Source organism: Roseicyclus persicicus, from assembly GCF_012395815.1.
Taxonomy (GTDB): domain Bacteria; phylum Pseudomonadota; class Alphaproteobacteria; order Rhodobacterales; family Rhodobacteraceae; genus Roseicyclus; species Roseicyclus persicicus.
The window spans coordinates 229416-252651 of record NZ_JAAZQQ010000002.1 but is presented as its reverse complement, the minus strand read 5'-3'; the positions used below and the strand labels follow the sequence as shown (position 1 = coordinate 252651).

General features: G+C 71.8%; 27 protein-coding genes. 16 read left to right on the top strand and 11 right to left on the bottom strand.

What is annotated here, in order from left to right; all coding sequences use genetic code 11:
* Positions 1-20: 20 nt before the first annotated feature.
* Positions 21-2213 carry a primosomal protein N' gene (locus tag HCU73_RS06470; RefSeq protein ID WP_168622616.1) on the bottom strand — a complete coding sequence of 731 codons (2193 nt, stop codon included), beginning with the start codon at positions 2211-2213 and terminating at the stop codon, positions 21-23.
* A 75-nt stretch (positions 2214-2288) separates the two neighbouring features.
* Here HCU73_RS06470 and fsa point away from each other — a divergent pair, with 75 nt between their 5' ends.
* Genes fsa through HCU73_RS06450 form a run of 4 tightly spaced genes read left to right on the top strand, consistent with a single transcriptional unit; the run spans position 2289 to position 5400 of the window.
* Positions 2289-2942, top strand: coding sequence for a fructose-6-phosphate aldolase (gene fsa / locus HCU73_RS06465; RefSeq protein WP_168622615.1), 654 nt, complete (start codon positions 2289-2291; stop codon positions 2940-2942).
* Positions 2943-2994: 52 nt separating this feature from the next.
* Entirely contained in the window at positions 2995-3726 is a 732-nt protein-coding gene (locus HCU73_RS06460; RefSeq protein ID WP_168622614.1) for a DUF484 family protein, read from the top strand.
* A gap of 1 nt (position 3727) precedes the next feature.
* Positions 3728-4651, top strand: a complete 924-nt coding sequence (locus tag HCU73_RS06455) for a tyrosine recombinase XerC (RefSeq protein WP_168622613.1) — start codon at positions 3728-3730, stop codon at positions 4649-4651.
* Between the two features lie 59 nt (positions 4652-4710).
* Positions 4711-5400 (top strand): CDP-alcohol phosphatidyltransferase family protein, encoded by a 690-nt coding sequence (locus HCU73_RS06450; RefSeq protein ID WP_168622612.1) that lies wholly within the window; start codon positions 4711-4713, stop codon positions 5398-5400.
* A gap of 9 nt (positions 5401-5409) precedes the next feature.
* Here HCU73_RS06450 and HCU73_RS06445 read toward each other — a convergent pair whose 3' ends face one another.
* Both HCU73_RS06445 and HCU73_RS06440 read right to left on the bottom strand, forming a co-directional pair.
* Complete coding sequence (locus tag HCU73_RS06445) at positions 5410-6204, bottom strand: inositol monophosphatase family protein (RefSeq protein WP_168622611.1); 795 nt, start codon at positions 6202-6204, stop codon at positions 5410-5412.
* 145 nt (positions 6205-6349) lie between these two features.
* Positions 6350-7258 carry a LysR family transcriptional regulator gene (locus tag HCU73_RS06440; protein WP_168622610.1) on the bottom strand — a complete coding sequence of 303 codons (909 nt, stop codon included), beginning with the start codon at positions 7256-7258 and terminating at the stop codon, positions 6350-6352.
* 93 nt (positions 7259-7351) lie between these two features.
* On the opposite strand from HCU73_RS06440, the gene metF reads away from it, so the two are divergent.
* From metF to HCU73_RS06410, 6 genes are all read left to right on the top strand, one after another.
* Positions 7352-8218 carry a methylenetetrahydrofolate reductase [NAD(P)H] gene (gene metF, locus HCU73_RS06435; RefSeq protein ID WP_168622609.1) on the top strand — a complete coding sequence of 289 codons (867 nt, stop codon included), beginning with the start codon at positions 7352-7354 and terminating at the stop codon, positions 8216-8218.
* A gap of 109 nt (positions 8219-8327) precedes the next feature.
* Entirely contained in the window at positions 8328-9518 is a 1191-nt protein-coding gene (locus HCU73_RS06430; RefSeq protein WP_168622608.1) for an aspartate aminotransferase family protein, read from the top strand.
* Positions 9519-9644: 126 nt separating this feature from the next.
* Positions 9645-10571, top strand: a complete 927-nt coding sequence (gene argF / locus HCU73_RS06425; protein WP_168622607.1) for an ornithine carbamoyltransferase — start codon at positions 9645-9647, stop codon at positions 10569-10571.
* Positions 10572-10581: 10 nt separating this feature from the next.
* Positions 10582-11535: an alpha/beta hydrolase gene (locus HCU73_RS06420; RefSeq protein ID WP_168622606.1), complete on the top strand. Its 954-nt coding sequence runs from the start codon at positions 10582-10584 to the stop codon at positions 11533-11535.
* Positions 11532-12470, top strand: a complete 939-nt coding sequence (locus tag HCU73_RS06415) for a DMT family transporter (protein WP_168622605.1) — start codon at positions 11532-11534, stop codon at positions 12468-12470. The genes HCU73_RS06420 and HCU73_RS06415 overlap by 4 nt, the downstream gene beginning before the upstream one ends.
* 122 nt (positions 12471-12592) lie before the next feature.
* Positions 12593-13210, top strand: coding sequence for a GcrA family cell cycle regulator (locus HCU73_RS06410; RefSeq protein WP_168622604.1), 618 nt, complete (start codon positions 12593-12595; stop codon positions 13208-13210).
* Between the two features lie 64 nt (positions 13211-13274).
* Here HCU73_RS06410 and HCU73_RS06405 read toward each other — a convergent pair whose 3' ends face one another.
* Positions 13275-14093: a hypothetical protein gene (locus HCU73_RS06405; RefSeq protein ID WP_168622603.1), complete on the bottom strand. Its 819-nt coding sequence runs from the start codon at positions 14091-14093 to the stop codon at positions 13275-13277.
* The gene (locus HCU73_RS06400) at positions 14080-14547 is read right to left on the bottom strand and encodes an ABA4-like family protein (RefSeq protein WP_168622602.1); all 468 of its coding nucleotides are present in this window, start codon (positions 14545-14547) and stop codon (positions 14080-14082) included. The genes HCU73_RS06405 and HCU73_RS06400 overlap by 14 nt, the downstream gene beginning before the upstream one ends.
* A gap of 100 nt (positions 14548-14647) precedes the next feature.
* On the opposite strand from HCU73_RS06400, the gene HCU73_RS06395 reads away from it, so the two are divergent.
* Complete coding sequence (locus HCU73_RS06395; RefSeq protein ID WP_168622601.1) at positions 14648-15319, top strand: TetR/AcrR family transcriptional regulator; 672 nt, start codon at positions 14648-14650, stop codon at positions 15317-15319.
* Here HCU73_RS06395 and HCU73_RS06390 read toward each other — a convergent pair.
* Together HCU73_RS06390 and HCU73_RS06385 are read right to left on the bottom strand one after the other, a co-directional pair.
* Positions 15285-15770, bottom strand: coding sequence for a transglycosylase SLT domain-containing protein (locus tag HCU73_RS06390; RefSeq protein ID WP_168622600.1), 486 nt, complete (start codon positions 15768-15770; stop codon positions 15285-15287). The genes HCU73_RS06395 and HCU73_RS06390 overlap by 35 nt on opposite strands.
* 14 nt (positions 15771-15784) lie before the next feature.
* Positions 15785-17779 (bottom strand): AsmA family protein, encoded by a 1995-nt coding sequence (locus HCU73_RS06385; protein WP_168622599.1) that lies wholly within the window; start codon positions 17777-17779, stop codon positions 15785-15787.
* A gap of 114 nt (positions 17780-17893) precedes the next feature.
* Here HCU73_RS06385 and rimO point away from each other — a divergent pair, with 114 nt between their 5' ends.
* Entirely contained in the window at positions 17894-19261 is a 1368-nt protein-coding gene (gene rimO, locus HCU73_RS06380) for a 30S ribosomal protein S12 methylthiotransferase RimO (protein ID WP_210730526.1), read from the top strand.
* A gap of 32 nt (positions 19262-19293) precedes the next feature.
* On the top strand, positions 19294-19599 hold the full coding sequence (cutA, locus tag HCU73_RS06375) for a divalent-cation tolerance protein CutA (RefSeq protein ID WP_168622598.1): 306 nt from the start codon (positions 19294-19296) through the stop codon (positions 19597-19599).
* A gap of 6 nt (positions 19600-19605) precedes the next feature.
* On the opposite strand, the gene HCU73_RS06370 is transcribed toward cutA, so the two are convergent.
* The 3 genes from HCU73_RS06370 to HCU73_RS06360 form a co-directional block, all read right to left on the bottom strand.
* The gene (locus HCU73_RS06370; RefSeq protein ID WP_168622597.1) at positions 19606-19893 is read right to left on the bottom strand and encodes a DUF6455 family protein; all 288 of its coding nucleotides are present in this window, start codon (positions 19891-19893) and stop codon (positions 19606-19608) included.
* Positions 19890-20144: a DUF6455 family protein gene (locus HCU73_RS06365; protein WP_168622596.1), complete on the bottom strand. Its 255-nt coding sequence runs from the start codon at positions 20142-20144 to the stop codon at positions 19890-19892. Before HCU73_RS06365 ends, HCU73_RS06370 begins: the two co-directional genes overlap by 4 nt.
* 86 nt (positions 20145-20230) lie before the next feature.
* A complete protein-coding gene (locus HCU73_RS06360; protein ID WP_168622595.1) occupies positions 20231-20947 on the bottom strand; it encodes a M48 family metallopeptidase in 717 nt (238 codons plus the stop codon).
* A 122-nt stretch (positions 20948-21069) separates the two neighbouring features.
* Here HCU73_RS06360 and HCU73_RS06355 point away from each other — a divergent pair, with 122 nt between their 5' ends.
* The gene (locus HCU73_RS06355) at positions 21070-21462 is read left to right on the top strand and encodes a thiol-disulfide oxidoreductase DCC family protein (protein WP_168622594.1); all 393 of its coding nucleotides are present in this window, start codon (positions 21070-21072) and stop codon (positions 21460-21462) included.
* 10 nt (positions 21463-21472) lie between these two features.
* Positions 21473-21715 carry a hypothetical protein gene (locus HCU73_RS06350; protein WP_168622593.1) on the top strand — a complete coding sequence of 81 codons (243 nt, stop codon included), beginning with the start codon at positions 21473-21475 and terminating at the stop codon, positions 21713-21715.
* Here HCU73_RS06350 and HCU73_RS06345 read toward each other — a convergent pair.
* A complete protein-coding gene (locus tag HCU73_RS06345) occupies positions 21712-21969 on the bottom strand; it encodes a DUF167 domain-containing protein (protein WP_168622592.1) in 258 nt (85 codons plus the stop codon). The genes HCU73_RS06350 and HCU73_RS06345 overlap by 4 nt on opposite strands.
* Positions 21970-22070: 101 nt before the next feature.
* On the opposite strand from HCU73_RS06345, the gene HCU73_RS06340 reads away from it, so the two are divergent.
* Positions 22071-23177, top strand: coding sequence for a class II histone deacetylase (locus tag HCU73_RS06340; RefSeq protein WP_168622591.1), 1107 nt, complete (start codon positions 22071-22073; stop codon positions 23175-23177).
* The last annotated feature ends 59 nt before the right edge of the window (positions 23178-23236 follow it).

Sequence of the window (23236 nt, the reverse complement as noted above, 5' to 3'; positions counted from 1 at the left end):
TCCGCCCGAGAAAACCGCAATCAGTAGAAGCTTTGCGGGTCGATATCGACCGCGAGGCGGAGCTTTGCCGATGTCCTGACCGGCGCCAGCCAGCGGGCGATGGCCGCCTGCAGGGGCGCGCCCTTGGGCGCCTTGACCAGAAGGCGCACCCGGTGCTTGCCGCGGACCCGCGCGATGGGGGCGGGCGCGGGGCCGTAGACCAGGGCGCCGATCTCGCGCAGGGGGGCATCGTTGCGCGCAAGCTGCGTGCCGAGGTCGAAGGCGGCCGCCGCCTCGTCGGCGGTGACGATGATGCCGGCCAGCCGGCCATAGGGGGGCATTCCGGTCGCCTCGCGTTCCGCGGCCTCGGCGCGCCAGAACCCCTCCTCGTCGCCCGACAGGATCGCGCGGATCACCGGGTGCTCGGGCTGGAAGGTCTGCAACAACGCCAGGCCCCGCGCCTCGGCCCGGCCCGCCCGGCCCGAGACCTGCCGCATCAGCTGAAAGGTGCGCTCGGCGGCGCGCAGGTCGCTGCCCTGCAGGCCGAGGTCGGCGTCGATCACGCCCACCAGCGTCAGCCGGGGAAAGTTGTGGCCCTTGGCGACCAGCTGCGTGCCGATGATGATGTCGGTCTCGCCCTGCGCGATCTCCTCGATCTGGGCCTTGAGCGCGCGGGCGGAGCCGAACAGGTCGGAACTGAGGATCGCCAGCTTCGCGTCGGGAAAGACGCGCGCGGCCTCCTCGGCGATGCGTTCGACGCCGGGGCCGACGGCGGCCATCTTGCCCTCCACCCCGCAGGCCGGACAGGCGGTGGGCAGGGGCTTCGTCTCGCCGCACTGGTGGCAGACGAGGCGTTTCTGGAACCGGTGTTCCACCATCCGCGCGTCGCAATGGTCGCAGCCCACCTGCGCCCCGCAGGCCCGGCAGAGGGTCACGGGCGCATAGCCGCGGCGGTTGAGGAACAGGAGCGCCTGTTCGCCCTGCTGCAGGCGGCGGCCGACCTCTGATTGCAGGGTGGGCGAGATCCAGGCCTGCCCCGGCAGGTCCTCGGCGCGCATGTCGATGGCGCGCATCTCGGGCAGCACGGCCTCGCCGAAACGGGCGGTCAGGTCGAGGCGGGCGTATTTGCCGGCCTCGGCATTGGCCCAGGTTTCCAGCGACGGGGTGGCCGAGGCCAGCACCACCTGCGCCGAGGTGAGCGAGGCGCGCAGCACGGCCATGTCGCGGGCGTTGTAGAGCGCCCCCTCCTCCTGCTTGTAGGAGCTGTCGTGTTCCTCGTCGACGACGATCAGGCCGAGGTCGCGGAAGGGCAGGAACAGGGCCGACCGCGCGCCGACCACCAGCTGCGCGTCGCCCTGCCCGATCATCTTCCACGCCCGGCGGCGTTCGGTCATCGTCACGCCCGAATGCCATTCGGCGGGCCGCGCGCCGAACCGCGCCTCGACGCGGGTCAGGAACTCTGAGGTGAGCGCGATTTCAGGAAGCAGGACAAGGGCTTGCCGGCCCACGCGCAGGGTTTCGGCGACCGCCTCGAGGTAGACCTCGGTCTTGCCCGACCCGGTGACGCCCTTCAGCAGCGTGGTTCCGTAGCGACCGCTTCGCACCGCCTGCCGCAGGCTGTCGGCGGCGGCGGACTGGTCGCCGGTCAGGGCCTTGCCGGGCAGGTCGGGGTCGAGCGGCAGGAACGGCGCGTCGCGGGGGGTGTCCGCCTCCTCGACCGCGCCCTGCTGCGCGAGGCCCTTGACCACCGAGGGGGTGACGCCCGCGAGGTCGGCCAGTTCCTTGAGCGTGAAGCCGAGGCCGCCGTATTCGACCAGCGTGTCGATCACGCGGCGGCGCGCGTCGGTCAGGCGGTCGGGCGCCCCCTGCCCCAGCCGGTAGATCTTGCGCATCGACGGCGGGTCGCTGAGGCCCGGCACGCGGGTGGCCAGCCGCAGCATCTGCGACAGCGGCGTCAGCGTGTAGGCGCCCGCGCGTTCGAGGAACACCCGCAGTTCCTCGCGCATCGGCGCGGCGTCGAGCACGCGGGAGACGGCGCGGACCTTGGAGGGATCCCAGTCGCCGCGCCCCGGCCCCCAGACCACGCCCAGCACGCGGCGCGGGCCCAGCGGCACCTCGACGAAGGCCCCGAGCCAGCAGCCGCCCTCGGGCGCGCGGTAGTCCAGCACCCGGTCCAGCGGCTCGGGCGTCAGGACGCCGACGAGGCTGCCTTCCTCGAAATAGCTGTCGCTCATGCCTTCACGCCCGGGGGTCGCTGCGGTAGAAGGCCCGCAACTCACCATGACCACCGATGGAAAGGAAGGGCGCAGATGAAATTCTTTGTGGATACCGCCGACGTGGACGCGATCCGCGAGCTGCACGAGCTCGGCATGGTCGATGGCGTGACGACGAACCCGTCGCTGATCGCCAAGTCGGGACGCGACATCAAGGAAGTGACCCGCGAGATCTGCGAGATGATCCCGGGGCCGGTGTCGGCCGAAACGGTGGCGCTGGACGCCGACGGCATGATCGCCGAGGGCCGGGAGCTCGCCAAGATCGCCGACAATATCACCATCAAGGTGCCGCTGACCTGGGAAGGGCTGAAGGCCTGCAAGGTGCTGACCGGCGAGGGGCGCATGGTGAACGTGACCCTGTGCTTCACGGCGAACCAGGCGCTGCTGGCGGCCAAGGCCGGCGCGACCTTCATCTCGCCCTTCGTGGGGCGCTTGGACGATATCAACCTCGACGGCATGGAACTGATCGCCGAGATCCGGGAGATCTACGATAATTACGATTTCTCCACAGAGATCCTCACAGCCTCGATCCGCACGCTGAACCACATGAAACAGGCCGCCCTGATCGGTGCCGATGTGGCCACCGCGCCACCCAGCGTGATCAAATCCATGGCCGCCCACCCGCTGACGGACAAGGGGCTGGACGGGTTCCTGAAGGATTGGGCAAAAACGGGGCAGAAAATCCTGTAACCTTGGTGTAAGGTCGCGGGAACACGAAAAAGAGCACCAAGAGGCAAGCCCCGTGAGCAGCGTTGAAGCCCAAGACCTTGCATCCTACGACCTGGACGACTGGCGGGACCGGATCCTTGCCGATCCCGACCTGATCCTCGACGACCGCGACCTGATGCGCGCGCTGATCGCGGCGAACGACCGCCAGATGGGCGGCAACATCGTCGACATGCGCGGCATCGCGATGGAGCGGCTGGAAAACCGGCTCGACCGGCTGGAGGACACCCACCGCTCGGTCATCGCCGCGGCCTACGAGAACCTGGCGGGGACCAACCAGATCCACCGGGCGATCCTGCGGCTGCTGGACCAGGGCGAGTTCACGGGGTTCCTCAAGGTGCTGGCGACCGACGTGGCCGCCACCCTCAGGGTCGACCGCATCCGTCTGGTGCTGGAAAGCCCCGAGGCGACGGCCACCGCCGCGCCCCATGTGCAGAAGCTGGAGGACGTGCTGACCATCGTCGCGCCCGGCTTCGTCGAGGGCTACGTCACGGGCGGCCGGCCGGTGCCGCACCGGCAGGTCACGCTGCGGCAGGTGGGCGACGGCAGCGCGTTGATCTTCGGGGCCGATGCGGACTGGATCAAGTCCGAGGCGCTCCTGGTGCTCGACCTCGGGCGCGGGCGTCTGCCGGCGATGCTGGTGATGGGCGCGGAAGACCCGCACCAGTTCCGCCCGAGCCAGGGCACCGACCTTTTGACCTTCTTTGCCGGCGTGTTCGAGCGGCTGATGCGGCGCTGGCTCGACTGAGATGAGCCTCGCGCTCAGCCCCGCGCTGCGCGACCTGATGCAGGGCTGGCTGACGACGCTGGCCAGCCTGCGCGCGGCCTCCGACGCCACGGTCGACGCCTACGGGCGCGACCTGGCCGATTTCCTCGACTTCCAGGCCCGGCACGCGGGCGAGACGCTGGGGCCCGCCGCGCTGCGCGGCCTGACGGCGTCCGACATGCGGGCCTGGATGGCCGCCCAGCGCGACCGCGGCGTCGGATCGCGGTCGCTGGCGCGGCGGCTGTCGGCGGTCAAGGGCTTCTACCGCTGGTGGGCCGAGCGCGAGGGCTTCGACGCGACGCCGGTGCTGTCGATGCGGGCGCCGAAGCACGGCCGCCGCCTGCCCCGCCCCCTGTCGGTCGAGGGCGCGGCGCGGATGCTGGAGACGGTGGGCGAACAGGACGCGCGCGACTGGGTGGCTGCGCGGGATGTGGCGATCGTGACGCTGCTCTACGGCTGCGGCCTGCGGCGGTCCGAGGCGCTGACGCTGGATGCCCGCGCCCTGCCCCTGTCCGACACGCTGCGCATCCGCGGCAAGGGCGGCAAGGAGCGCGAGGTGCCGGTGCTGCCCGCCGCGCGGGCGGCGGTGGCGCGCTACGCGGCGCTCTGCCCGCACGACCTGGCGCCCGGAACGCCGCTGTTCCGCGGCATCAGGGGCGGGCCGCTGAACGGGCGGCTGGTGGCCAAGGTGATGGAGCAGGCGCGGATGCAGCTGGGCCTGCCCGCCACGGCCACGCCGCACGCGCTGCGCCACAGCTTTGCCACGCACCTGCTGGACGCGGGCGGCGACCTGCGCGCCATACAGGAGCTGCTCGGCCACGCCTCGCTGTCCACCACCCAGGCCTACACCGCCGTCGACACCGCGCGGCTGCTGGAGGTCTACGCCGCCGCCCACCCCAAGGCCTGACGTCACAAAACGGTCACGACCCTGTTGCCAAGCGATCCCGAACCCGTCAATTGAGCCGCATGACCAAACGGGCCTATTCCGTCCACCTTTTCACCGCGATCGGGGCATCGCTGGCCATGCTGGCGCTGCTGGAGGCGGTGCAGCACGACTGGGCGATGATGACGATCTGGCTGACCGTGGCCTTCATCGTCGACGGCATCGACGGGCCGCTGGCCCGCAAATATGCGGTGACCGAGAACGCGCCGGTGATCGACGGGGTGCTGCTCGATCTCATCATCGACTTCCTGACCTACGTCATGATCCCGGCCTACGCGCTCTACGGCTCGGGTCTGTTGCCGGGGTGGTCGGGCTGGATCGTGGTCCTGCTGATCCCCTTCGCCTCGGCGCTCTATTTCGCGGACACGCGGATGAAGACCGAGGACAAGTCGTTCCGCGGCTTTCCCGGCTGCTGGAACATGGTGACGCTGGCGCTGCTGGTCATCGTGCCGCCCTGGGAGGTGATCCTGGGGCTGGTGGTGGCGCTGTGCATCGCGCAGTTCCTGAACCTGAAATTCGTCCACCCCGTGCGCACGAAGCGCTGGCAGGCGGTGACGCTGCCGGTGGCGCTGGTCTGGACCTTCGCCATCGCCTGCGCCGCCTGGACGGGGTTCACGTCGAACCCGCTCCTGACCGGGGTGGTGACGGCGACGTCGCTCTACCTGCTGCTCGCCGGCATCGCCCAGCAGCTGGTGCCGCCGCGGCGCGCATAGGCCGGCGGGTCACTCGCGGTCGCGGATGATCGCGGCGAACTGGTCGAAGATCGGCTCGGCGGCGGCGACGACATGGCCGTCCACCAGCATGTCCTGCCCCTCGCGGATCGGCTGCACGAAGCCCCCCGCCTCGCGCACCAGCAGGATGCCGGCGGCGATGTCCCAGGCGTGCAGCCCGCGTTCCCAGTAGCCCTCGTAGCGGCCCGCGGCCACATAGGCGAGGTCGAGCGCGGCCGAGCCCCAGCGCCGGACGCCGGCGCAGGTGGGCATCAGCCGGGCCAGGTCCTGCAGCGTGGCGGGCAGGTATTTCCCGCCGCCATAGGGCACGCCGGTGGCGAACACGCTCTCGATCAGGCGGGTGCGGCCCGAGACGCGCAGGCGCTGGCTGTCGTTGAGCCAGCAGCCGGCGCCCTTCTCGGCGTAGAACATCTCGTCCTTGGCGGGGTCGTAGACGACGCCGGCGACGATCTCGCCCTTGTGCTCCAGCGCGATCGACACGGCCCAATGGGGCATCCCGTGCAGGAAGTTGGTGGTGCCGTCGAGCGGGTCGACGATCCAGCGGCGGGTCGGGTCCTTGCCCTCGATCACGGTGCCTTCCTCGCCGAGGAAGCCGTAGTTGGGGCGCGCCTCCATCAGCTCGGTCTTGAGGATCTCCTCGGCGGCGCGGTCGGCGCGGCTGACGAAATCGCCGGGGCCCTTGGCCGAGACCTGCAGGTTCTCCACCTCGCGGAAATCCTTGACGAGGCTGCGCCCGGCCTTGCGGGCGGCCTTGAGCATGATGTTGAGGTTGGCAGAGCCTTGCATCGGGACTTCCTCGGGTGCGGGGACAGGGGCGAGCCTATAGACCCCGCGCCCCGGCGTGCCAAGGGGGCCAATTCCTTGCAAGGAATTGGCCAGAGGCTTGCAAGCCTCTGGCAACAGCCTTGCAAGGCTGTTGCGCGGGCCGGGGTCAGGCGCGGCGCTGCAGCTTGGGCGGCTCGGTCCGGCACAGCTTCAGCATCTGCGCCATGAAGGGTTTGCCCGTATCCTCGGCCCGCGTCGCGCCGTAGAGCCTGCGGGTGATGCCGGTCTCGGTCAGGCGCCGCGTCACCAGCGAGGGGTGCCGCGCGCTGTCCCGCACCACCCAGTCGGGCAGCACCGCCACCCCGCGCCCCGAGGCGACAAGCAGCAGGATCACCGCCGACAGCTCCACCTGCCGGATCGATTTCGGCTCCACCCCGGCGGCGAAGAGGAGCTGGCTGAACACGTCCAGCCGCGACCGTTCCACCGGGTAGGTGATCAGCGCCTGGTCGACGAAATCCTGCGCCTCGATCCAGGGTTTCGCGGCCAGCGGGTGGTCGGCGGCGCAGACGAACACGGGCTCGTAGTCGAACAGCGGCGTGAAATCGACGCCGGCCAGCTTCTCGGGGTCGGAGGACACCACCAGGTCCACCTCCTCGCGCATCAGCGCCGGCAGCGCCTCGAACTGGAGGCCCGGGCGGATGTCGACGTCCACGTCCGGCCAGGCGACCCGGAACGCCTCCAGCACCGGCAGCAGCCAGTCGAAACAGGCGTGGCACTCGATGGCGATGTGCAACCGCCCCGATTTCCCCTTCCGCAGCGAGTCGAACTCTTCCTGCAGCGCGTCGATGCGCGGCAGCACCTCTTCGGCCAGCCTGAGCAGCTTCAGCCCCGCCGCCGACAGGCGCATCGGCTTCGACCGCCGCACGAACAGCTCCAGCCCCGCCTGGTCCTCCAGCCCCTTGATCTGGTGGCTCAGCGCCGACTGGGTGATGTGCAGCCGGTCGGCCGCGCGCGCCAGCCCGCCCTCCTCGTGGATCGCCTTGATCGTCCTCAGGTGGCGGAACTCGAGATGCATGTGAGACTCATATTGATCTTGAGGATTATGAATTTGTCGCAAGGCCCACTCTATGCGACATCCGATCCCGACACATCAAGCATCGGAATCGCCATGGCCTCCCCCCGCGTCTCCTTCGAGTTCTTCCCGCCCAAGTCGCTCGAGGCCTCCTTCCGCCTGTGGGAAACGCTGAACGTGCTGGCGCCGCTGGCGCCCAGCTTCGTGTCGGTGACCTACGGCGCGGGCGGCACCACGCGGGCGCTGACCCATGACGCGGTCAAGACGATCCACGCCAACTACGGCGTCGCGGTCGCGGCCCACCTCACCTGCGTCGACGCCACGCGCGAGGAAACGCTGGCCATCGCCGACAGCTACGCCGCGGCCGGCGTGACCCAGATCGTCGCGCTCCGCGGCGACCCGCCCAAGGGCCAGGGCCGCTTCACCGCGCATCCCGAGGGCTTCGCCTCCTCGATCGAGCTGATCGAGGCGCTGGCCGCCACGGGCAAGTTCCACCTGCGCGTGGGCGCCTACCCCGAGCCGCACCCCGAGGCCGCGTCGATGCAGGACTGCGTCGACTTCCTCAAGCGCAAGATCGACGCCGGCGCGTCCTCGGCCATCACCCAGTTCTTCTTCGAGGCCGAGACCTTCTTCCGCTTCCGCGACGCCTGCGCCGCGGCCGGCATCACCGCGCCGATCATCCCCGGCATCCTGCCGATCAACAGCTGGTCGGGCGTGCGCAAGTTCGCCGCCGCCTGCGGCACCTCGATCCCCGCCTGGCTGGACGAGGCCTATGACAAGGCCGCCCGCGACGGGCGCGAGGCGCTCCTGTCCACGGCGCTCGCCACCGAGCTCTGCACCGACCTGATCGAGGGCGGGGTCGAGGACCTGCACTTCTACACCCTGAACTCGCCCGACCTGACCCGCGACGTCTGCGCGGCCCTCGGCGTCGCCCCGCGCGTCTCGCTGTCCGAGGTCGCCTGAGGTAGCCGCCCATGAAGATGGGCACTTGACCCCATCACCGCTCCTGAATTGACATGGGGGTGGCCCTGCGCCAATGCAGGGCCTTCCTTTTTTCCCATGGGAGACGGAGATGATCTCGCCTGTCCTGCCGAGCTACAACCGGTCGAAACTGTCCTTCGTGAAAGGCGAGGGCTCGTGGATGATCGAGGCCGACGGGCGACGCTTCCTCGATTTCGGCTCGGGCATCGCGGTCATGGCGCTCGGCCACGGGCACCCCGCGCTGGTCCGCGCCCTGACCGAGCAGGCCGGCAAGCTTTGGCACACCTCGAACCTCTACACCGTCCCCGAGCAGGAGGCGCTGGCGAGCCGGCTGGTGGAACACACCTTCGCCGACACGGTGTTCTTCTGCAATTCCGGCACCGAGGCGACGGAACTCGCCGTCAAGATGGCCCGGAAATACTGGTACGAGAGCGGCGCGCCCGAGCGCACCACGATCCTGACCTTCGAGGGTGCCTTCCACGGCCGCTCCATCGCCGCGATCTCGGCCGCCGGGTCCGAGAAACTGACCAAGGGTTTCGGCCCGCTCCTGCCCGGCTTCCGGCAGCTGCCCTTCGGCGACCACGACGCGCTGCGCGAGGCGGCCAGGGACCCGAGCGTCGGCGCGATCATGGTCGAACCGCTACAGGGCGAGGGCGGCATCCGCCTCCTGCCCGATGTCTGCCTCAAGGGCCTGCGCGACCTCTGCGACGAGCACGGGCACCTGCTGATCCTCGACGAGATCCAGTGCGGCGTCGGCCGCACCGGGCGGCTCTTCGCGCATGAATGGGCGGGCATCGCGCCCGACATCATGATGGTCGCCAAGGGCATCGGCGGCGGCTACCCGATCGGCGCGCTGCTGGCGACGGAGAACGCCGCCAAGGGCATGACCGCGGGCACGCATGGCTCCACCTACGGCGGCAACCCGCTCGGCTGCGCGGTCGGCGCCGCCGTGATGGACGAGATCACCCGCGACGGCTTCCTCGAGGAGGTGCGCGCCAAGTCGGGCTTCCTGCGCCAGAAGCTCGAGGGCCTCGTCGCCGCCCACCCCGACGTGTTCGAGGGCGTCCGCGGCGCCGGCCTGATGCTGGGCCTCAAGTGCAAGGCGCCCAACACCGACATCGTGGCCGCCGGCTACGACGCCCAGGTCCTGACCGTGCCCGCGGCGGAAAACGTGCTGCGCATCCTGCCCGCGCTGACCATCACCGAGGACGAGATCGCCGAGGGCGTGGCGCGCCTCGACACCGCCGCCGTCGCCGTCAGCCGAAAGATCGCGGCCGCCTGACCCCGCCCCATCTTTGCTTCTGAAATACTCTCGGGGGGGTCGCCATTGTCGCGCCATTGGTCCGAGAGACAATGGCGACGGGGGCAGACAGCCCCCCTCGCCGCCGCCCGCAGAAAGGCCCCGCCGATGACCCATTTCCTCGACATCAACAAGACCGACCCGGCCGACCTGCGCGCCATGATCGACCAGGCCGCGGCGATGAAATCCGCCCGCGCGGGCCGACCCAAGGGCGCGCCCGACGACGACCAGCCGCTCGCCGGGCGCATGGTGGCGCTGATCTTCGAGAAGCCGTCCACCCGCACCCGCGTGTCCTTCGACATGGGCGTGCGGCAGATGGGCGGGCAGACCATGGTCCTGACCGGCTCCGAGATGCAGCTCGGCCACGGCGAGACCATCGCCGACACCGCCCGCGTCCTCAGCCGCTACGTCGACCTCATCATGCTGCGCACCTACGAGGAGGACGTGCTGCTGGAGATGGCCGACCACGCCAGCGTGCCGGTCGTGAACGGGCTGACGAACCGCACTCACCCCTGCCAGATCATGGCCGACATCCTGACCTACGAGGAACACCGCGGCCCGATCGCCGGGCGCAAGGTGACCTGGTGCGGCGACGGCAACAACGTGTTCGCCAGCTTCGCCCATGCGGCGGGGCAGTTCGGCTTCGACCTCACCTTCTGCGGGCCCGAGACGCTCGACCCCGAGCGCGTGTTCCTCGAGGAGGCCCGCGCCAAGGGCGCAAGCGTCGAGATCATCCGCGATCCCGTCCGCGCGGTGCAGGGCGCCGACCTCGTCGTCACCGACACCTGGATCTCGATGCACGACAGCCAGTCCACCCGCGAGCGGCGCCACAACCAGCTGCGCCCCTACCAGGTGAACGAGGCGCTGATGAAACACGCGAAACCCGACGCGCTGTTCATGCACTGCCTGCCCGCGCACCGGAACGAGGAGGTGACGGACGCGGTGATGGACGGGCCGCAGTCGGTGGTGTTCGACGAGGCGGAAAACCGGCTCCACGCGCAGAAGGCGATCCTGCGCTGGTGCCTCGGCGTCTGACCCCAACCCGATGCGCCGCGCCGCGCTGATCCTTGCGCTGTCGGCCCTGCCCGCCGCGGCGGAGCCCGTGGCGCTGTCGGTCGACCGCCCTTTCGGCGCGCTGCACGGCACGCTGGAGACGGCCCCGGGCCCGGCGCGGGCCGCCGCGGTCATCCTGCCCGGCTCCGGGCCGACCGACCGCGACGGCAATTCGCCCCTCGGCCTCAGGACCGACGCCTACCGCCTGCTGGCCGAGGCGCTGGCGGCGCAAGGCATCGCCACGCTGCGGATCGACAAGCGCGGGATCGGCGCCAGCGCCGGCGACCCCGACGCCGTCAGCCTCGCGGCCTATCGCGCCGACACCGAAGCCTGGATCGCCGCGATCCGGGCCGAGACGGGGGCGCCCTGCGCCTGGCTGATCGGCCATTCCGAGGGGGGCCTCCTGGCGCTCGACGCGGCCGGCCTGCCCGGGGTCTGCGGTCTCGTGCTGCTCGCCGCGCCGGGCCGCGACCTCGGCGCGCTGATGCGGGACCAGGTCGCGCAGCAGCCCGCGCTGGCCCCCGCCCTGCCCGCCTTCGAGACGGCGCTGGCGGCGCTGGTGGAAACCGGCGCGCCCGACACCGCCGGCCTGCCGCCGCCGCTGGCCGCGATCTTCGGCCCGGCCACGCGCGGCTACCTGCGCGAGCTTGTGACGACGGACCCCGCCGCGCTCCTGGCGGCGACGGACCTGCCCGTGCTGATCCTCGACGGCGACGCGGACATCCAGGTGCCGCCCTCCGAGGGCGACCGGCTCGCCGCCGCGCGGCCCGACGCCCCAAGGATCACGCTGCCGGGCATGACCCACACGCTCAAGCGCGCGGCCCCCGCCGACGACAGCGCCGCGGCGCTGACCGCGGCAAGCCTTGCGACCTACGCCGACCCGTCCCTGCCGCTGCATGACGTGCTCGTGCCCGCCATCGCCGGGGTCCTGCTGGCCCCGCGATGACCGCGCCCTTCACCCCGCAGGGGCAGGTGCCGCCCGCCGCCCTGCCGCCGCCGCTGCACCGGCCCGCGCCCGGCCTCGCCGTCGGGCTGATGATCTGCGCGACCGCGCTGATCGCGGCCACCACGCTGATCGCCAAGGCGCTCGGCACCGACACGCTGGGGCCCGCGCTGCACCCGCTGCAGGTGAGCTTTGGGCGGTTCCTCTTCGCCTGGGTCGCCATCCTCGCCACGGCCGCGGCGCTCCGGCCCCGGCTGACGCGGCCCGACCTCAAGGCCCACGCGCTGCGGACGGTCTGCGGCTGGTCCGGCGTCACGCTGATGTTCGCCGCCGCCGCCGCGATCCCGCTGGCCGAGGCGACGGCGATCTCCTTCGTCAACCCGGTCTTCGCGATGCTGCTGGCGATCCCGCTCTTGGGCGAACGGGTGGGCCCCTGGCGCTGGGCCGCGGCGGCGATCGCGCTGGCCGGCGCGATGATCCTGATCCGGCCCGGCACCGCGGCGATGCAGGCCGGCGCGCTCCTGGCGCTGGGGGCGGCGCTGGCGCTTGGGATGGAGCTGATCTTCATGAAACGGCTGTCCGGGCGCGAGCGGCCGCTGCAGATCCTGCTGGTCAACAACTCCATCGGCCTGTGCCTCGCCACGGCGGCGGTGGTCTGGGTCTGGCAGCCGCCGACGCCGGCGCAATGGGCGGGGATGGTCGGCATCGGGCTGGTGATGGCGGGGGCGCAGGGCTTCTTCATCAGCGCGCTGGCGCGGGCGGACGCCAGTTTCGTCACGCCCTTCTCCTACCTGACCCTTGTCTTCGCGGCGGCCTACGACGCGGCGCTGTTCGGGGTGGTGCCGACGCCCGTGGGCCTTGTCGGCGCGCTGACCGTCGTGGCGGGGGCGGCGCTGCTGGCCTGGCGCGAGGCCGTGGCGCGGCGAAGGCGGCGCTGAGGGTCGCGCGCCCTTGCGCGGGGCGGGGTCGCGGCTAGAATGGGGCTTCAATTCCAGCGCGGAAACGGCCATATGGGTGGGCTCAGGATGGGCCGTGCCGGCCCCATGATCAGGAGACGGGCATGTCCTGGACCGACGAACGCGTCGAGCTGCTGAAGAAGATGTGGACCGAGGGGCAATCGGCCAGCCAGATCGCCAAGGAGTTGGGCGGCGTCACCCGCAACGCGGTGATCGGCAAGGTGCACCGCCTGGGCCTGTCGAACCGCGTCGGCGGCGCCCCGGCGCCGGCGGCCGCGGCCCCCGCGCCCGCCAAGCCCGCGCCCGCGCGCGAGGCCGCCGAGGCCAAGCCGGCGCCGAAGCCGAAGAAGGACGAGCCGCAGGCCGACCCCGAGCGTCCCGAGGCCGCGGTCGAGGTCGAGGCGGATCCCGCGCCGCGCCCGTCGAACGTGACGCCCCTGCGCAAGCCGATCGTGCCGGCGGGCCAGCCCCTGCCGCCGCAGCCCTCGGCCAACGAGATCAGCCCCGAGGCGCTGGCCAAGGTGCAGGAGGTGGAAAAGACCGCCAAGCGCATCAGCCTGATGGAGCTGACCGAGCGCACCTGCAAATGGCCGATCGGCGACCCCGCGACCGAGGATTTCTATTTCTGCGGGCTGCCGGTGCAGCAGGGCAAACCCTACTGCGAGGCGCATGTGGGCGTGGCGTTCCAGCCGATGTCCTCGCGCCGCGACCGCCGCCGCTGAGGCCGCCGCGAGACATGGCAAAGCCCCGGCCGCGAGGACCGGGGCTTTTTCTTTTCGCGGGGGATCAGGCCAGCGGGATCAGCGGCAGGCCCATGAGCGCCTGGACGAAGACGGCCAGCGTGACCGCCGCGTAACCCGCCGCCGCAAGGCGCACCGTGCGCACCGCACCCACCGTGCCGCGCCGGTCGAGCCAGAGCCCGAGCAGCGGCAGCACCTGCATCGCGTGAAGCGCGGCGAAATGCGCCGGCCGCAGGTCGCCGGTGACGCCCGACCAGCCCATCAGCGGCAGGGTCGGCGCGCCCTCGCGGTGGAGGCCCACGAAATGGCCGGTGCCGCCCGACATGTAGCCCGCCACGACCAGCGTCAGCACGAAGCTGAGGCCGAAGCCCAGCCAGACCCCTTCCCGCAGCGCGGGCCCGAGGTCGGCGCCACGGTCGCGGCGGGCGATCCAGCCGATCACCCCCACCGCCACCACCAGCGACACCGCGCCGGCGGCCATGACGACCGTGTACATGAACTCGTGGAACGGCGTGGACATGTTGAAATGCGACGGCTCGGCCCGCGCGCCCTGGTACATCATGTAGGCCATTTCCGACAGGAAGGCCGCCGCCATGACCCAGCCGGTGATCCGCAGCGGCCAGCCGTCGCGGACGGCGGGCGACAGGCGGGCCTCGACCAGCGCAAGGGTGCCGAAGAGGACGGCGAAGCTGAGCGCGAACTTGAGCGGCTTCATCCAGACCGGGGCGCCGTCGACGAGGCGGGGGTCGACCAGCCCCCAGGCGGCCGACAGCGCCAGGAGAACGACCGCGACCACCGTCAGGACGTGAAACTGCGACGGCACCTCGGTACGGACCGCGGGAAGGTTGGCATCAAGCAGCGACATGGGAAGCTCCTTTCAGGGCATGGATCTGCGTGGGGACGAGGCGGGCGCGCAGCCCCAGTTCGGTCAGCCCCGCGATCAGGAAGCCGAGCGGGCCGAGCAGGAAGATCGCGGCGAGGATCGGCGCCTGCACGATGCGGCCCACGGCGGCCCGGTCCATCCGCGCGGCCATCACCGCGCCGACGAAGAGGTCGAAGGCAAGGTAGTGCACCCAGCCCGCCAGCAGCGCCCAGTCGTCGGACAGGAGCGTCGCCACCGAGGCCAGGCTGTCGAAGCCGCCGCCGATGCCGGAGAACCGGCTGAAGACGAGCAGGCCGTAGACGGCCGACAGGCCCGCCGGGATCACCCAGAGCGGGATGGCGTTGAGCCAGCCGAAGCGGCGCGGGCCGAGGATGAGCAGCGCCCACCCCGTCATCGCGGCCGTCCCGGCGAGGGAGAAGAGGTCTTCGGGGGTCATCGGAATATCTCCGCTGTAAATTTCCACTGGTGATTTATGGGCACCGATCCCTTGCGGAGTCCAGCAGAAAAATTTACATTGGAAACATGGAAGGGACATCATGCTGAAAGAAAAGAGAAAGACCTACCATCACGGCGACCTGAAGCCGGCGCTGATCGCGGCGGGGCTTCGGCTTCTGGAGGATCGGGGGCTGGAGGCACTCTCGCTCCGGGCGATCGCGGCGGAGGTCGGGGTCAGCCACACGGCGCCGAAGAATCACTTCGACGGGCTCAAGGGCCTCCTGACCGCCATCGCCACCGAGGGGTTCCGCCGCCACGCCGCCGAGATGCGCCGGGGTGCCGAGGCCGAGCCGCCCGGCAAGGCGCGGCTGCAGGCCGCCTGCGACGGCTACCTGCGCTTCGCCCTCGCCCACCCCGAGCTGTTCCGGCTGATGTTCTCGCGGACGCTGTGCAACCACGACGACCCCGAGCTGCGGCGCGCCTCCCGCGCCAGCTACGAGGTGCTGCGCGGCATCGCCCACGGTCTCGATTGGGACAAGGCCGGCGCGCCCGGCGCGCCCTGGCGCACCGAATGGATGCTCTGGAGCCTGGTGCACGGCTACGCGATGCTGCTGATCGAGGGGCAGATCGCCCGCGCGCCCGATGGCGGCGCGCCCTTCCCGGCCTCGGGGCTGATGCCCGATTTCGGCTATCTCGCCGGCGTGGACCTGTCCGCGCCCCCCGCGATGGCCGACCCCGTCAGCGACAGTGCCGCGCGATCTCGCGGTCGTTGAGGCCGGTTTCCACCAGCAGGCAGCGGTCGCGCGCCTCGTAGTAGTAGCCGCTCGCGTACCAGCGCACCGCCTCGTCCATGTCGCCGTCGCTGACCAGCCACGCGCCGCGCAGGTAGCGGCCGGCGTATTGCAGGTTCACCTCGGGGTCGAGCAGCCGCTCGGGCGGGCCGTCGAAGCCCATGGTCCGCGCGGTCTGCGGCAGGATCTGCATGAGGCCGTAGTAGGGCCCGTTGCGGGCATCGGCGCGGTAGTCGCTCTCACGCTGGATCACCCGGTGCAGGAGCGGCTCGGGGATGTCGTGGATGCGGGCGTAGCGCTGCACCAGCGCGCGCATCTGCGGCGTCTCGCCGGGGTAGAGCCCCGCCGAGGTGGAGGCCGAGGGCGCCCGCCCGCCGCATCCCGCAAGCAGGAGGGCCATCGCCCCCGCGACCAGCGCCGTGGTGATCCGCATGTCCCTGACCCCCGTCAGTTGCCCTGCCCGAGCAGGCGCAGGAGTTGCTGTTCCGCCTCCTCGCGCAGGCGGCGCTCGATCTCGTCGCGGGCGGCGTCGCCCGTGGTCCCGGCGTCGAACTGGGTGCCGAGCAGCTCGTTTGCCCGCGTGCGCGCCTCGTTCTCCAGCCGCGCCGCCTCGGCGTCAAGGCGGGCCTGCGCCTCGGCCTCCAGGCGGGCGCGTTCCTCGGCAAGGTTCTGCTCGGCCAGGTATTCGAGGTCGGGCCGGATCGACGGGTCGGCCCAGGACCCGCGCACGAGGATCGGCACCCGGATCGCTGCGCCCTCGGCGCCCGTGATCACGCCCGGGATCAGCCGGTAGTCCAGCGTCTGCGCGCCCAGGTCCACGCTGCCCGCGCCGCGCACCTCGCCCCAGGGCGCGTCGAGGAACAGGTCGTCGTTCCGCAGGATGCCGTCCGCGATGGTGAAGTTGCCCGACACCTGGTCGTAGACGGTGCGCGCGCCCTCGCCCTGGTAGGAGGTGTCCAGCGTGCGGATCATGCCGGCCAGGTCCAGGCCCCGGATCGCGCCGGCGCCCAGCGCCAGGTCGCCCTCGCCGCTCAGCCCGTCCATGATCGTCGACATGTCGTTGCCGACGCCGAGGAACTGCAGGCTGGCGCTGCCGGTGCCTTCCAGCCGGTCGTAGTCAGCCAGATCGGTCAGGAGCGGCGCCAGCTGGACCCCGGCCAGCAGCAGGTCGCCGCCCACCGACAGGCCGCCGCGCCCGTTCACCACGAACTGCCCGGTCAGCGTGCCGCCGTAGGCGCCGACCCGGTCGATGTCGAGCACGAGCCGGCCCCGGGTCAGCGTGGCGCGCAGGTCCACCGGGCCGACGGTGACGCCGGCGCCCTGCAGCTCGGCCACCGCCAGCGCGACCTCGGCATCCGCGGCGAACAGGCCCGACACGTCGATCGGTGCGCGGGACCAGCCCGGGGTCGCGGCGGCCGGGGCGCCGCCCGCCGATCCCCCGCTGTCGGGCAGGGCCAGCCGCGTGCCGGTGACGGTGCCGCGGATCAGCGGGCGCTCGGCGCCCGGTGTCACGTCGAGCGCCAGCGCAAGGTCGGTGTCGTCCAGCCTGAGCCGCCCGTCGCGCAGATGCGCGCTGCCCTCGCTGGTCAGGGTGGCCCGGCCCGTCAGCGCGATTCGGTCGCGGCCGTAGCCCTGCGGCAGGTCGGGCATGGCGGCCCCCAGCAGCGCAAGGAGCGGCCCGGGGTCGGTGGTGTCGACCGCGATCGTGCCGTCGAGGGCCGGGGCAAGGCCCAGCTGCCCATCGAAGCGCGCGGTGCCGCCCGGCCAGTCGAGCGCGGCGGTGACGGCGCTGAGCGCCCCGTCGAGCAGGGCGGGCAGCGCGGCGACCTCGGCCTCGAGGCCCAGCGCGGTGCCGTTCACCACGGCGCGGCCCGACAAGGTGGCGGGGCCGCCGGTGGGCAGGCTCAGCTCCGCGTCCAGACCCGAGATGCGCAGGGCCTCGCCGGTGCCGGCGTCGAGGTAGGTGAGCGCGCCGTCGCGGATCTGGGCCGCGGTGATGCCGATGGCGGGCGCGGCACCGCCGCCCGCCCCGCCGTCCGCGGCCGGCGCGGCGGCGTTCCCGCCCATCGCCCAACTGACGCGGCCATCGGCGGCGCGGACCAGCGTGATCTCGGGGGCGATCAGCGTCACCTCGTCGATCTGCACGGCCCCCGACAGCGCGGCGGACCACGGCACCCGGATCGACAGCGCCTCGGCCGCGATCAGCGGGCCCTCGGCGACCCAGTCGGGGTTGCCCACCCGGAGCCCCTCGGCCCGGACGCCGAGCGCGGGCCAGAGCGTCGGGCGCACCTCCCCGGACAGGCTGACCTCGCGGCCCAGCGCCTGACCCAGCCGGTCGGCCGCCAGCGCGGCGATCCGCTCGGTGGGCATCACCACCAGCGCGACAAGCCCCAGCGCGGCGACCAGCACCACCACACCGACGATCCGGATGATCCACCGCATGGGAACCGCCTCTGCCCGTTGTTTTGCACCACTCTAGCGCGAAGCGGGCGGGCTTGTGCACCCGTTTTCGCGGCCTCCCTTCCCCTCCGGCCCGCCAAGGGCTATCTGCCGCGCATGAGCCAGAACCCGCCCGACCTGCGCCCCGACCTCGCGCGCGCCCAAGTTCCCGATGCCGCCCGCCCCGGCCAGCCCCGTATCGGGATGGTCTCGCTCGGCTGCCCCAAGGCGCTGGTCGACAGCGAGCGCATCCTGACGCGGCTGCGCGCCGAGGGCTACGCGATCTCGCCGGACTATGCCGGCGCGGACGCGGTGATCGTGAACACCTGCGGGTTCCTCGACAGCGCCAAGGCCGAAAGCCTCGACGCCATCGGCGAGGCGCTGCGCGAGAACGGGCGCGTGATCGTGACGGGCTGCCTCGGCGCCGAGCCCGACTACATCACCGGCGCGCACCCCAAGGTGCTGGCCGTGACCGGCCCCCAGCAATACGAGCAGGTGCTCGACGCGGTGCATGGCGCCGTGCCGCCCGCGCCCGACCCGTTCATCGATCTCCTGCCGCCCGCCGGCATCAAGCTGACGCCGCGGCACTACAGCTACCTCAAGATCGCCGAGGGCTGCGACCACAAGTGCCGGTTCTGCATCATCCCCGACATGCGCGGCCGGCTGGTCTCGCGCCCGGTCAAGGCGGTGATGCGCGAGGCCGAAAAGCTGGTCGAGGCGGGCGTGAAGGAGATCCTGGTGATCTCGCAGGACACCTCGGCCTATGGCACGGACTGGAAAGGGAGGGACTCGAAGTTTCCGATTCTCGATCTATCCAGAGAGTTGTCCACATTGGGCGCATGGATTCGCTTGCACTATGTCTATCCCTACCCGCATGTGCGCGAGCTGATCCCGCTAATGGCCGACCCCGCGAACGGCCTCCTGCCCTACCTCGACATCCCGTTCCAGCACGCCCACCCCGAGGTGCTGAAGCGCATGGCCCGCCCCGCCGCGGCGTCGCGCACGCTGGACGAGATCGCGGCCTGGCGGCGCGACTGCCCAGACATCACGCTGCGCTCCACCTTCATCGTCGGCTACCCCGGCGAGACCGAGGCCGAGTTCCAGACGCTGCTTGACTGGCTGGACGAGGCGCAGCTCGATCGGGTGGGCTGCTTCCGCTACGAGAACGTCGCCGGCGCCCGGTCGAACGCGCTGCCGGACCACGTGCCCGACGAGGTGAAGGAGGAGCGGTTCCATCGCTTCATGGAAAAGGCGCAGGCCATCTCCGAGGCCAGGCTGGCCGCCAAGGTCGGGCAGCGCATGACGGTGCTGGTGGACACGGTCGACGACGAGGGCGCGACCTGCCGCACCAAGGCCGACGCGCCCGAGATCGACGGCAACCTCTACATCGACGCGGGCTTCGAGGGGCTGCAGCCCGGCGATCTCGTCGAGGTCGAGGTGGAGGAGGCGGGCGAGTACGACCTCTGGGGTCGCCGGCTGGCTTGAAGGCCGCCCCGCGCCGCGGCTAGGCTGGCGCCATGATCCACGTCACCACCACCTGCCCCGACCGCGCCAGCGCCGAGCGGCTGGCCCGCGCCGCGCTGGCCGAGCATGTCACCGCCTGCGCCAACATCCTTGGCGGGGTGCGCAGCCTCTACCACTGGCAGGGCGAGATCGCCGAGGACGACGAGGTGATGGTGATCTTCAAGACCTCCGAGGCAGCGCGGCCGGCGCTGGTCGCCTTTCTCGAGGCGGAACACCCCTATGACGTGCCGGTCATCACCTGGGAGCGGCTGGACACCACGCCCGACGCGGCGGCCTGGCTCGCCCGCGAGACCCGCTGAGCGCGGTCAGCCGCCCTGCGACGCCAGGACCCGGGCGAAGACATCGGCGTTGGGGCAGGCCGCGGGCGGGTCGGCCGCGCCGTCCTCCTGCCGCGCCATCCAGCAGTCGCAGCCCTCGGTCCAGCCGCAGCCGCGGCAGGCCTGCACCAGCCCGGCCCAGTCGCCGGACGAGATCACGCCGGCCTCCAGCGCCTGCTGCATGTCGGCGCCGGTCCTGTGGGCCATGGTGACGGCAAGCCAGTAGTGCCGCTTCTCGTCGCCGAGCGGCTGCGGGCGGGGATCGGGGCCGGTCATTCGGCGGCGAGGCCGCGCAGGAGGTCGCCGTTGCGGCAGTAGCCCGGCGCGGCGTCGGCCTCCTTGTGGCGGTCGAGCCAGTGGGCGCAGCCGGTCGGGTCGGCGCAGCCGGTGCAGGCCAGCAGCATCTCCTCGCGCAGCTCGGGCGGCAGGTCGCCGCGCAGCTCCGCATCGTCGAGATCGGCGCCCAGCGTCCGGGCCATCCGGGTCATCAGCGCCTCGTGTCGGTCGCGCGTGGTCTTGCCCTGCATGGGCGCATCCCCTCTGTTGTCGGTGCCAAGGGCTCCCTTCCCGACCCCCACGCTACGCGGGCCGCCAAGGGGCGCCTTGACGCAGATCAAGTGCCGGGGGCGGCGAGCGCGCGGAGGGTGCGGCGGACGACCTCGATCCGGGCGGCGTTCGGCGGGTGCGTCGACAGGAACTCGCGCGCCGGGTCGGGGATGCGGGTGAAGAACTCGGCGCCCACCAGCGGGTCGTAGCCGGCGCGGACGGCGATGATCGTGCCGACTGCGTCGGCCTCCAGCTCGGCCTGCTGGCCGAACTCGCGGCTGGCGACGAAGGCGCCGATCTGGGCGGCCTCGCCGATCTCGGCGGCGCTGGCGCCGCCCGAGCGGGCCAGTTCCGCGAAAACGCGGGCGCCCTCGGCCGCGCGGGCCTGCGCCTGCGGGATGTGGCGGGCGATGTGGTGGCCGGCCTCGTGGCCCATGATGAAGGCCAGCTCGTCGGTGTTCCGCGCCACCGCGATCAGGCCGAGGGTAAAGATGATGGCCGGCTGCCCGTTGGGGTCGATCAGGTGGAAGGCGTTCACCCCGCTTTCCGGCGCCCGGTCGACGTAGATGGCGAAATCGCACGGCTGGTCGGGGGTTTCCTCGCGGCAGACCTGTTCGGCCACCGGTTCCACCCGGGCCACCACCTCGTCGAAGTTGCGCACCGCCTGCCGGGCGCGGGCGGCCAGCTCCGCCTCGCTGGGCGGGCCGGGCGGCGGCGGGGACAGGGCCGGGACGCAGGCCGACAGGGCGGCGGCGGCCACGAGAATCAGGGCGGGGAGGCGCATGGGGCCCTCTTGTCTGCTCGGGCGGACCGTAGAGGCGCGGCCGGCGGGGTCCAGCCCCGATCACGGGCTTGTGGCGCGGCGTCGCGGTTGACGGCGGGTCACCGCCGCATAGGTGCCATGGCATGAGCCAGACCCGCATCCTCTACAACGACCGCTGCCCGATCTGCCGGGCCGAGATCGCCCATTACCGCCGCCGCGCCGAGACGACGGGCGCCGCGCTGGTGTTCGAGGACCTGAACCGCGCCGACCTGGGCGGCTGGCGTCTGACCCCCGACCAGGCCAGGCGCCGGATGCACGCGGCCCTGCCCGACGGGACCATCGTGAGCGGCATCCCGGCCTTCGCGGCCATCTGGGCGGCGCTGCCCGGCATGGGGTGGCTGGCGCGGCTGGTGATGCTGCCGGGGGTGCGGGGGGTGGCCGACCTGCTGTACAACCGGGTCGCGGCGCCCTGGCTCTACCGCCGCCAGATGCGGCGCGAGGCGCGTGGGCTTGCGGGGACGGGCGGCGGGGCCTAGGCTCGGCCCCATGTTCACCATCGAGCACGAGTTCGACGCGACCGTGATCACCCTCGTCGACGACGGCGAGGCCGGGCAACCCCTGCAGGAAGACGTGACCATCGCGGCCTTCGCCGAATGCGTCACCGTCACCCAGTACGACGCCCGCACCGACCGCGAGCAGGTGGTGACGCTGTCGATGGCGCAGCTGCGCGACCTCGCCGCGGCGCTGGATCTGCCCGAAGGGGTCTACCGGCTGGAGCGCGGCGACTAGTCGAGCCGGATGGCCTTGTCGCGGCCCGTCGCGCCCCGGATCAACGTCAACCGCGACTTTGACACGCCCAGCGCCTCGGCCATCAGCGCGAGGATCGCGGCATTGGCCGCGCCCTTGTCGGCGGGGGCGGTGACATGGATGCGGAGGGGCGTGCCGGGCTCGATCCGGTCGCGCGAGGCCTTGGGGGTGGCGCGTATCAGGAACACCGCGCCGGGCACGGCAAGCGCGCTGAGATCCGGCAGATCCCTTTTCATTCCGCAACCTTTCCCCAGACCTGTCCACACCCCCGCATCGGCCATGGACAGCGCCCTGCGGCGCCCGCCATACTGTGGCCGAACGGGACGGGGAGGGCCAGATGGCGACCGGGTTCTACGTCAACGAGCGCTGCTTCTGGCATTCGGGCGGCAACTACAGCTTTCTGGTCCGGGTCGGCGGGCTGATGCAGCCCCCGGCGGCCGGCGGCCTGCCCGAGAACCCCGAGACCAAGCGGCGCTTCAAGAACCTCGTCGAGGTGACCGGGCTGATGGCCGAACTGGCCACGCCCAGCGCGCAGCCCGCGACCGAGGAGGACCTGCTGCGCATCCATCCCCGGAGCTACATCGACCTGTTCCGCCAGAAAAGCGCCGAGGGCGGGGGCGAGCTCGGCCTGCGCACCCCCTTCGGCCCCGACGGCTTCGAGATCGCGGCGCTGTCGGCGGGGCTGACCAAGGCGGCGCTGTTCGACGTGCTGCAGGGGCGGCTCGACAACGCCTATGCCCTGTCGCGCCCGCCGGGGCACCATTGCCTGCCGGATTTCCCCAACGGCTTCTGCCTGTTGAACAACATCGCCATCGCGCTGGAATCGGCCCGGGCCGCGGGGCTGACCGACCGGGTTGCGGTCATCGACTGGGACGTGCACCACGGCAACGGCACCGAGGCGATCTACTACGAGCGGCCCGACACGCTGACGATCTCGATCCACCAGGAACGCAACTACCCCCGCGACTCGGGCGATTTCGAGGACCGCGGCGCGGGCGCGGGCGCGGGCTGCAACCTCAACATCCCGCTGCCGCCGGGCGGGGGGCACGCGACCTATCTCGAGGCGTTCGAGCGGCTGGTGATCCCGCAGCTCTACGCGTTCCAGCCCGACGCGATCGTGGTCGCCTGCGGCTTCGACGCCTCGGGGGTCGACCCGCTGGGCCGCATGATGGCGGGGTCCGACACCTTCCGCGCGCTGACCGAGATGACGATGGAGGCCGCCGGCGACCTGTGCGAAGGCAAGCTCGTGCTGACCCACGAGGGCGGCTATTCCGAGGCGCATGTGCCGTTCTGCGGCCACGCGGTGCTCGAGGCGCTGTCGGGCAGCGACATCACCGCCCCAGACCCGCTGAAGGAACGGCTCGACAGCCAGCAGCCCGGGCCGCGTTTCGAGGCCTATTGCTCGACCCTTCTGGCCGAGATGGAGGCCGCGCTCGACCCCTGAGCGCCGCACCGCGGGCCGCGTTGACTTCGCCCGCCCCGGACGGCAGGTTGCGGCCCAAC

Excerpts from the sequence above, each read along its gene's own strand:
- HCU73_RS06430 (WP_168622608.1), top strand. The coding sequence starts at position 8,328 with ATGATCTCGCCTGTCCTGCCGAGCTACAACCGGTCGAAACTGTCCTTC.
- HCU73_RS06385 (WP_168622599.1), bottom strand. The coding sequence starts at position 17,779 with ATGCGGTGGATCATCCGGATCGTCGGTGTGGTGGTGCTGGTCGCCGCG.
- HCU73_RS06405 (WP_168622603.1), bottom strand. The coding sequence starts at position 14,093 with ATGTCGCTGCTTGATGCCAACCTTCCCGCGGTCCGTACCGAGGTGCCG.
- HCU73_RS06450 (WP_168622612.1), top strand. The coding sequence starts at position 4,711 with ATGACCAAACGGGCCTATTCCGTCCACCTTTTCACCGCGATCGGGGCA.
- cutA (WP_168622598.1), top strand. The coding sequence starts at position 19,294 with ATGATCCACGTCACCACCACCTGCCCCGACCGCGCCAGCGCCGAGCGG.
- HCU73_RS06395 (WP_168622601.1), top strand. The coding sequence starts at position 14,648 with ATGCTGAAAGAAAAGAGAAAGACCTACCATCACGGCGACCTGAAGCCG.
- HCU73_RS06440 (WP_168622610.1), bottom strand. The coding sequence starts at position 7,258 with ATGCATCTCGAGTTCCGCCACCTGAGGACGATCAAGGCGATCCACGAG.
- argF (WP_168622607.1), top strand. The coding sequence starts at position 9,645 with ATGACCCATTTCCTCGACATCAACAAGACCGACCCGGCCGACCTGCGC.
- HCU73_RS06340 (WP_168622591.1), top strand. The coding sequence starts at position 22,071 with ATGGCGACCGGGTTCTACGTCAACGAGCGCTGCTTCTGGCATTCGGGC.
- rimO (WP_210730526.1), top strand. The coding sequence starts at position 17,894 with ATGAGCCAGAACCCGCCCGACCTGCGCCCCGACCTCGCGCGCGCCCAA.
- HCU73_RS06370 (WP_168622597.1), bottom strand. The coding sequence starts at position 19,893 with ATGACCGGCCCCGATCCCCGCCCGCAGCCGCTCGGCGACGAGAAGCGG.
- HCU73_RS06420 (WP_168622606.1), top strand. The coding sequence starts at position 10,582 with ATGCGCCGCGCCGCGCTGATCCTTGCGCTGTCGGCCCTGCCCGCCGCG.
- HCU73_RS06415 (WP_168622605.1), top strand. The coding sequence starts at position 11,532 with ATGACCGCGCCCTTCACCCCGCAGGGGCAGGTGCCGCCCGCCGCCCTG.
- HCU73_RS06355 (WP_168622594.1), top strand. The coding sequence starts at position 21,070 with ATGAGCCAGACCCGCATCCTCTACAACGACCGCTGCCCGATCTGCCGG.
- HCU73_RS06410 (WP_168622604.1), top strand. The coding sequence starts at position 12,593 with ATGTCCTGGACCGACGAACGCGTCGAGCTGCTGAAGAAGATGTGGACC.
- HCU73_RS06455 (WP_168622613.1), top strand. The coding sequence starts at position 3,728 with ATGAGCCTCGCGCTCAGCCCCGCGCTGCGCGACCTGATGCAGGGCTGG.
- HCU73_RS06360 (WP_168622595.1), bottom strand. The coding sequence starts at position 20,947 with ATGCGCCTCCCCGCCCTGATTCTCGTGGCCGCCGCCGCCCTGTCGGCC.
- HCU73_RS06390 (WP_168622600.1), bottom strand. The coding sequence starts at position 15,770 with ATGCGGATCACCACGGCGCTGGTCGCGGGGGCGATGGCCCTCCTGCTT.
- fsa (WP_168622615.1), top strand. The coding sequence starts at position 2,289 with ATGAAATTCTTTGTGGATACCGCCGACGTGGACGCGATCCGCGAGCTG.
- HCU73_RS06445 (WP_168622611.1), bottom strand. The coding sequence starts at position 6,204 with ATGCAAGGCTCTGCCAACCTCAACATCATGCTCAAGGCCGCCCGCAAG.
- HCU73_RS06470 (WP_168622616.1), bottom strand. The coding sequence starts at position 2,213 with ATGAGCGACAGCTATTTCGAGGAAGGCAGCCTCGTCGGCGTCCTGACG.
- HCU73_RS06400 (WP_168622602.1), bottom strand. The coding sequence starts at position 14,547 with ATGACCCCCGAAGACCTCTTCTCCCTCGCCGGGACGGCCGCGATGACG.
- metF (WP_168622609.1), top strand. The coding sequence starts at position 7,352 with ATGGCCTCCCCCCGCGTCTCCTTCGAGTTCTTCCCGCCCAAGTCGCTC.
- HCU73_RS06345 (WP_168622592.1), bottom strand. The coding sequence starts at position 21,969 with ATGAAAAGGGATCTGCCGGATCTCAGCGCGCTTGCCGTGCCCGGCGCG.
- HCU73_RS06350 (WP_168622593.1), top strand. The coding sequence starts at position 21,473 with ATGTTCACCATCGAGCACGAGTTCGACGCGACCGTGATCACCCTCGTC.
- HCU73_RS06365 (WP_168622596.1), bottom strand. The coding sequence starts at position 20,144 with ATGCAGGGCAAGACCACGCGCGACCGACACGAGGCGCTGATGACCCGG.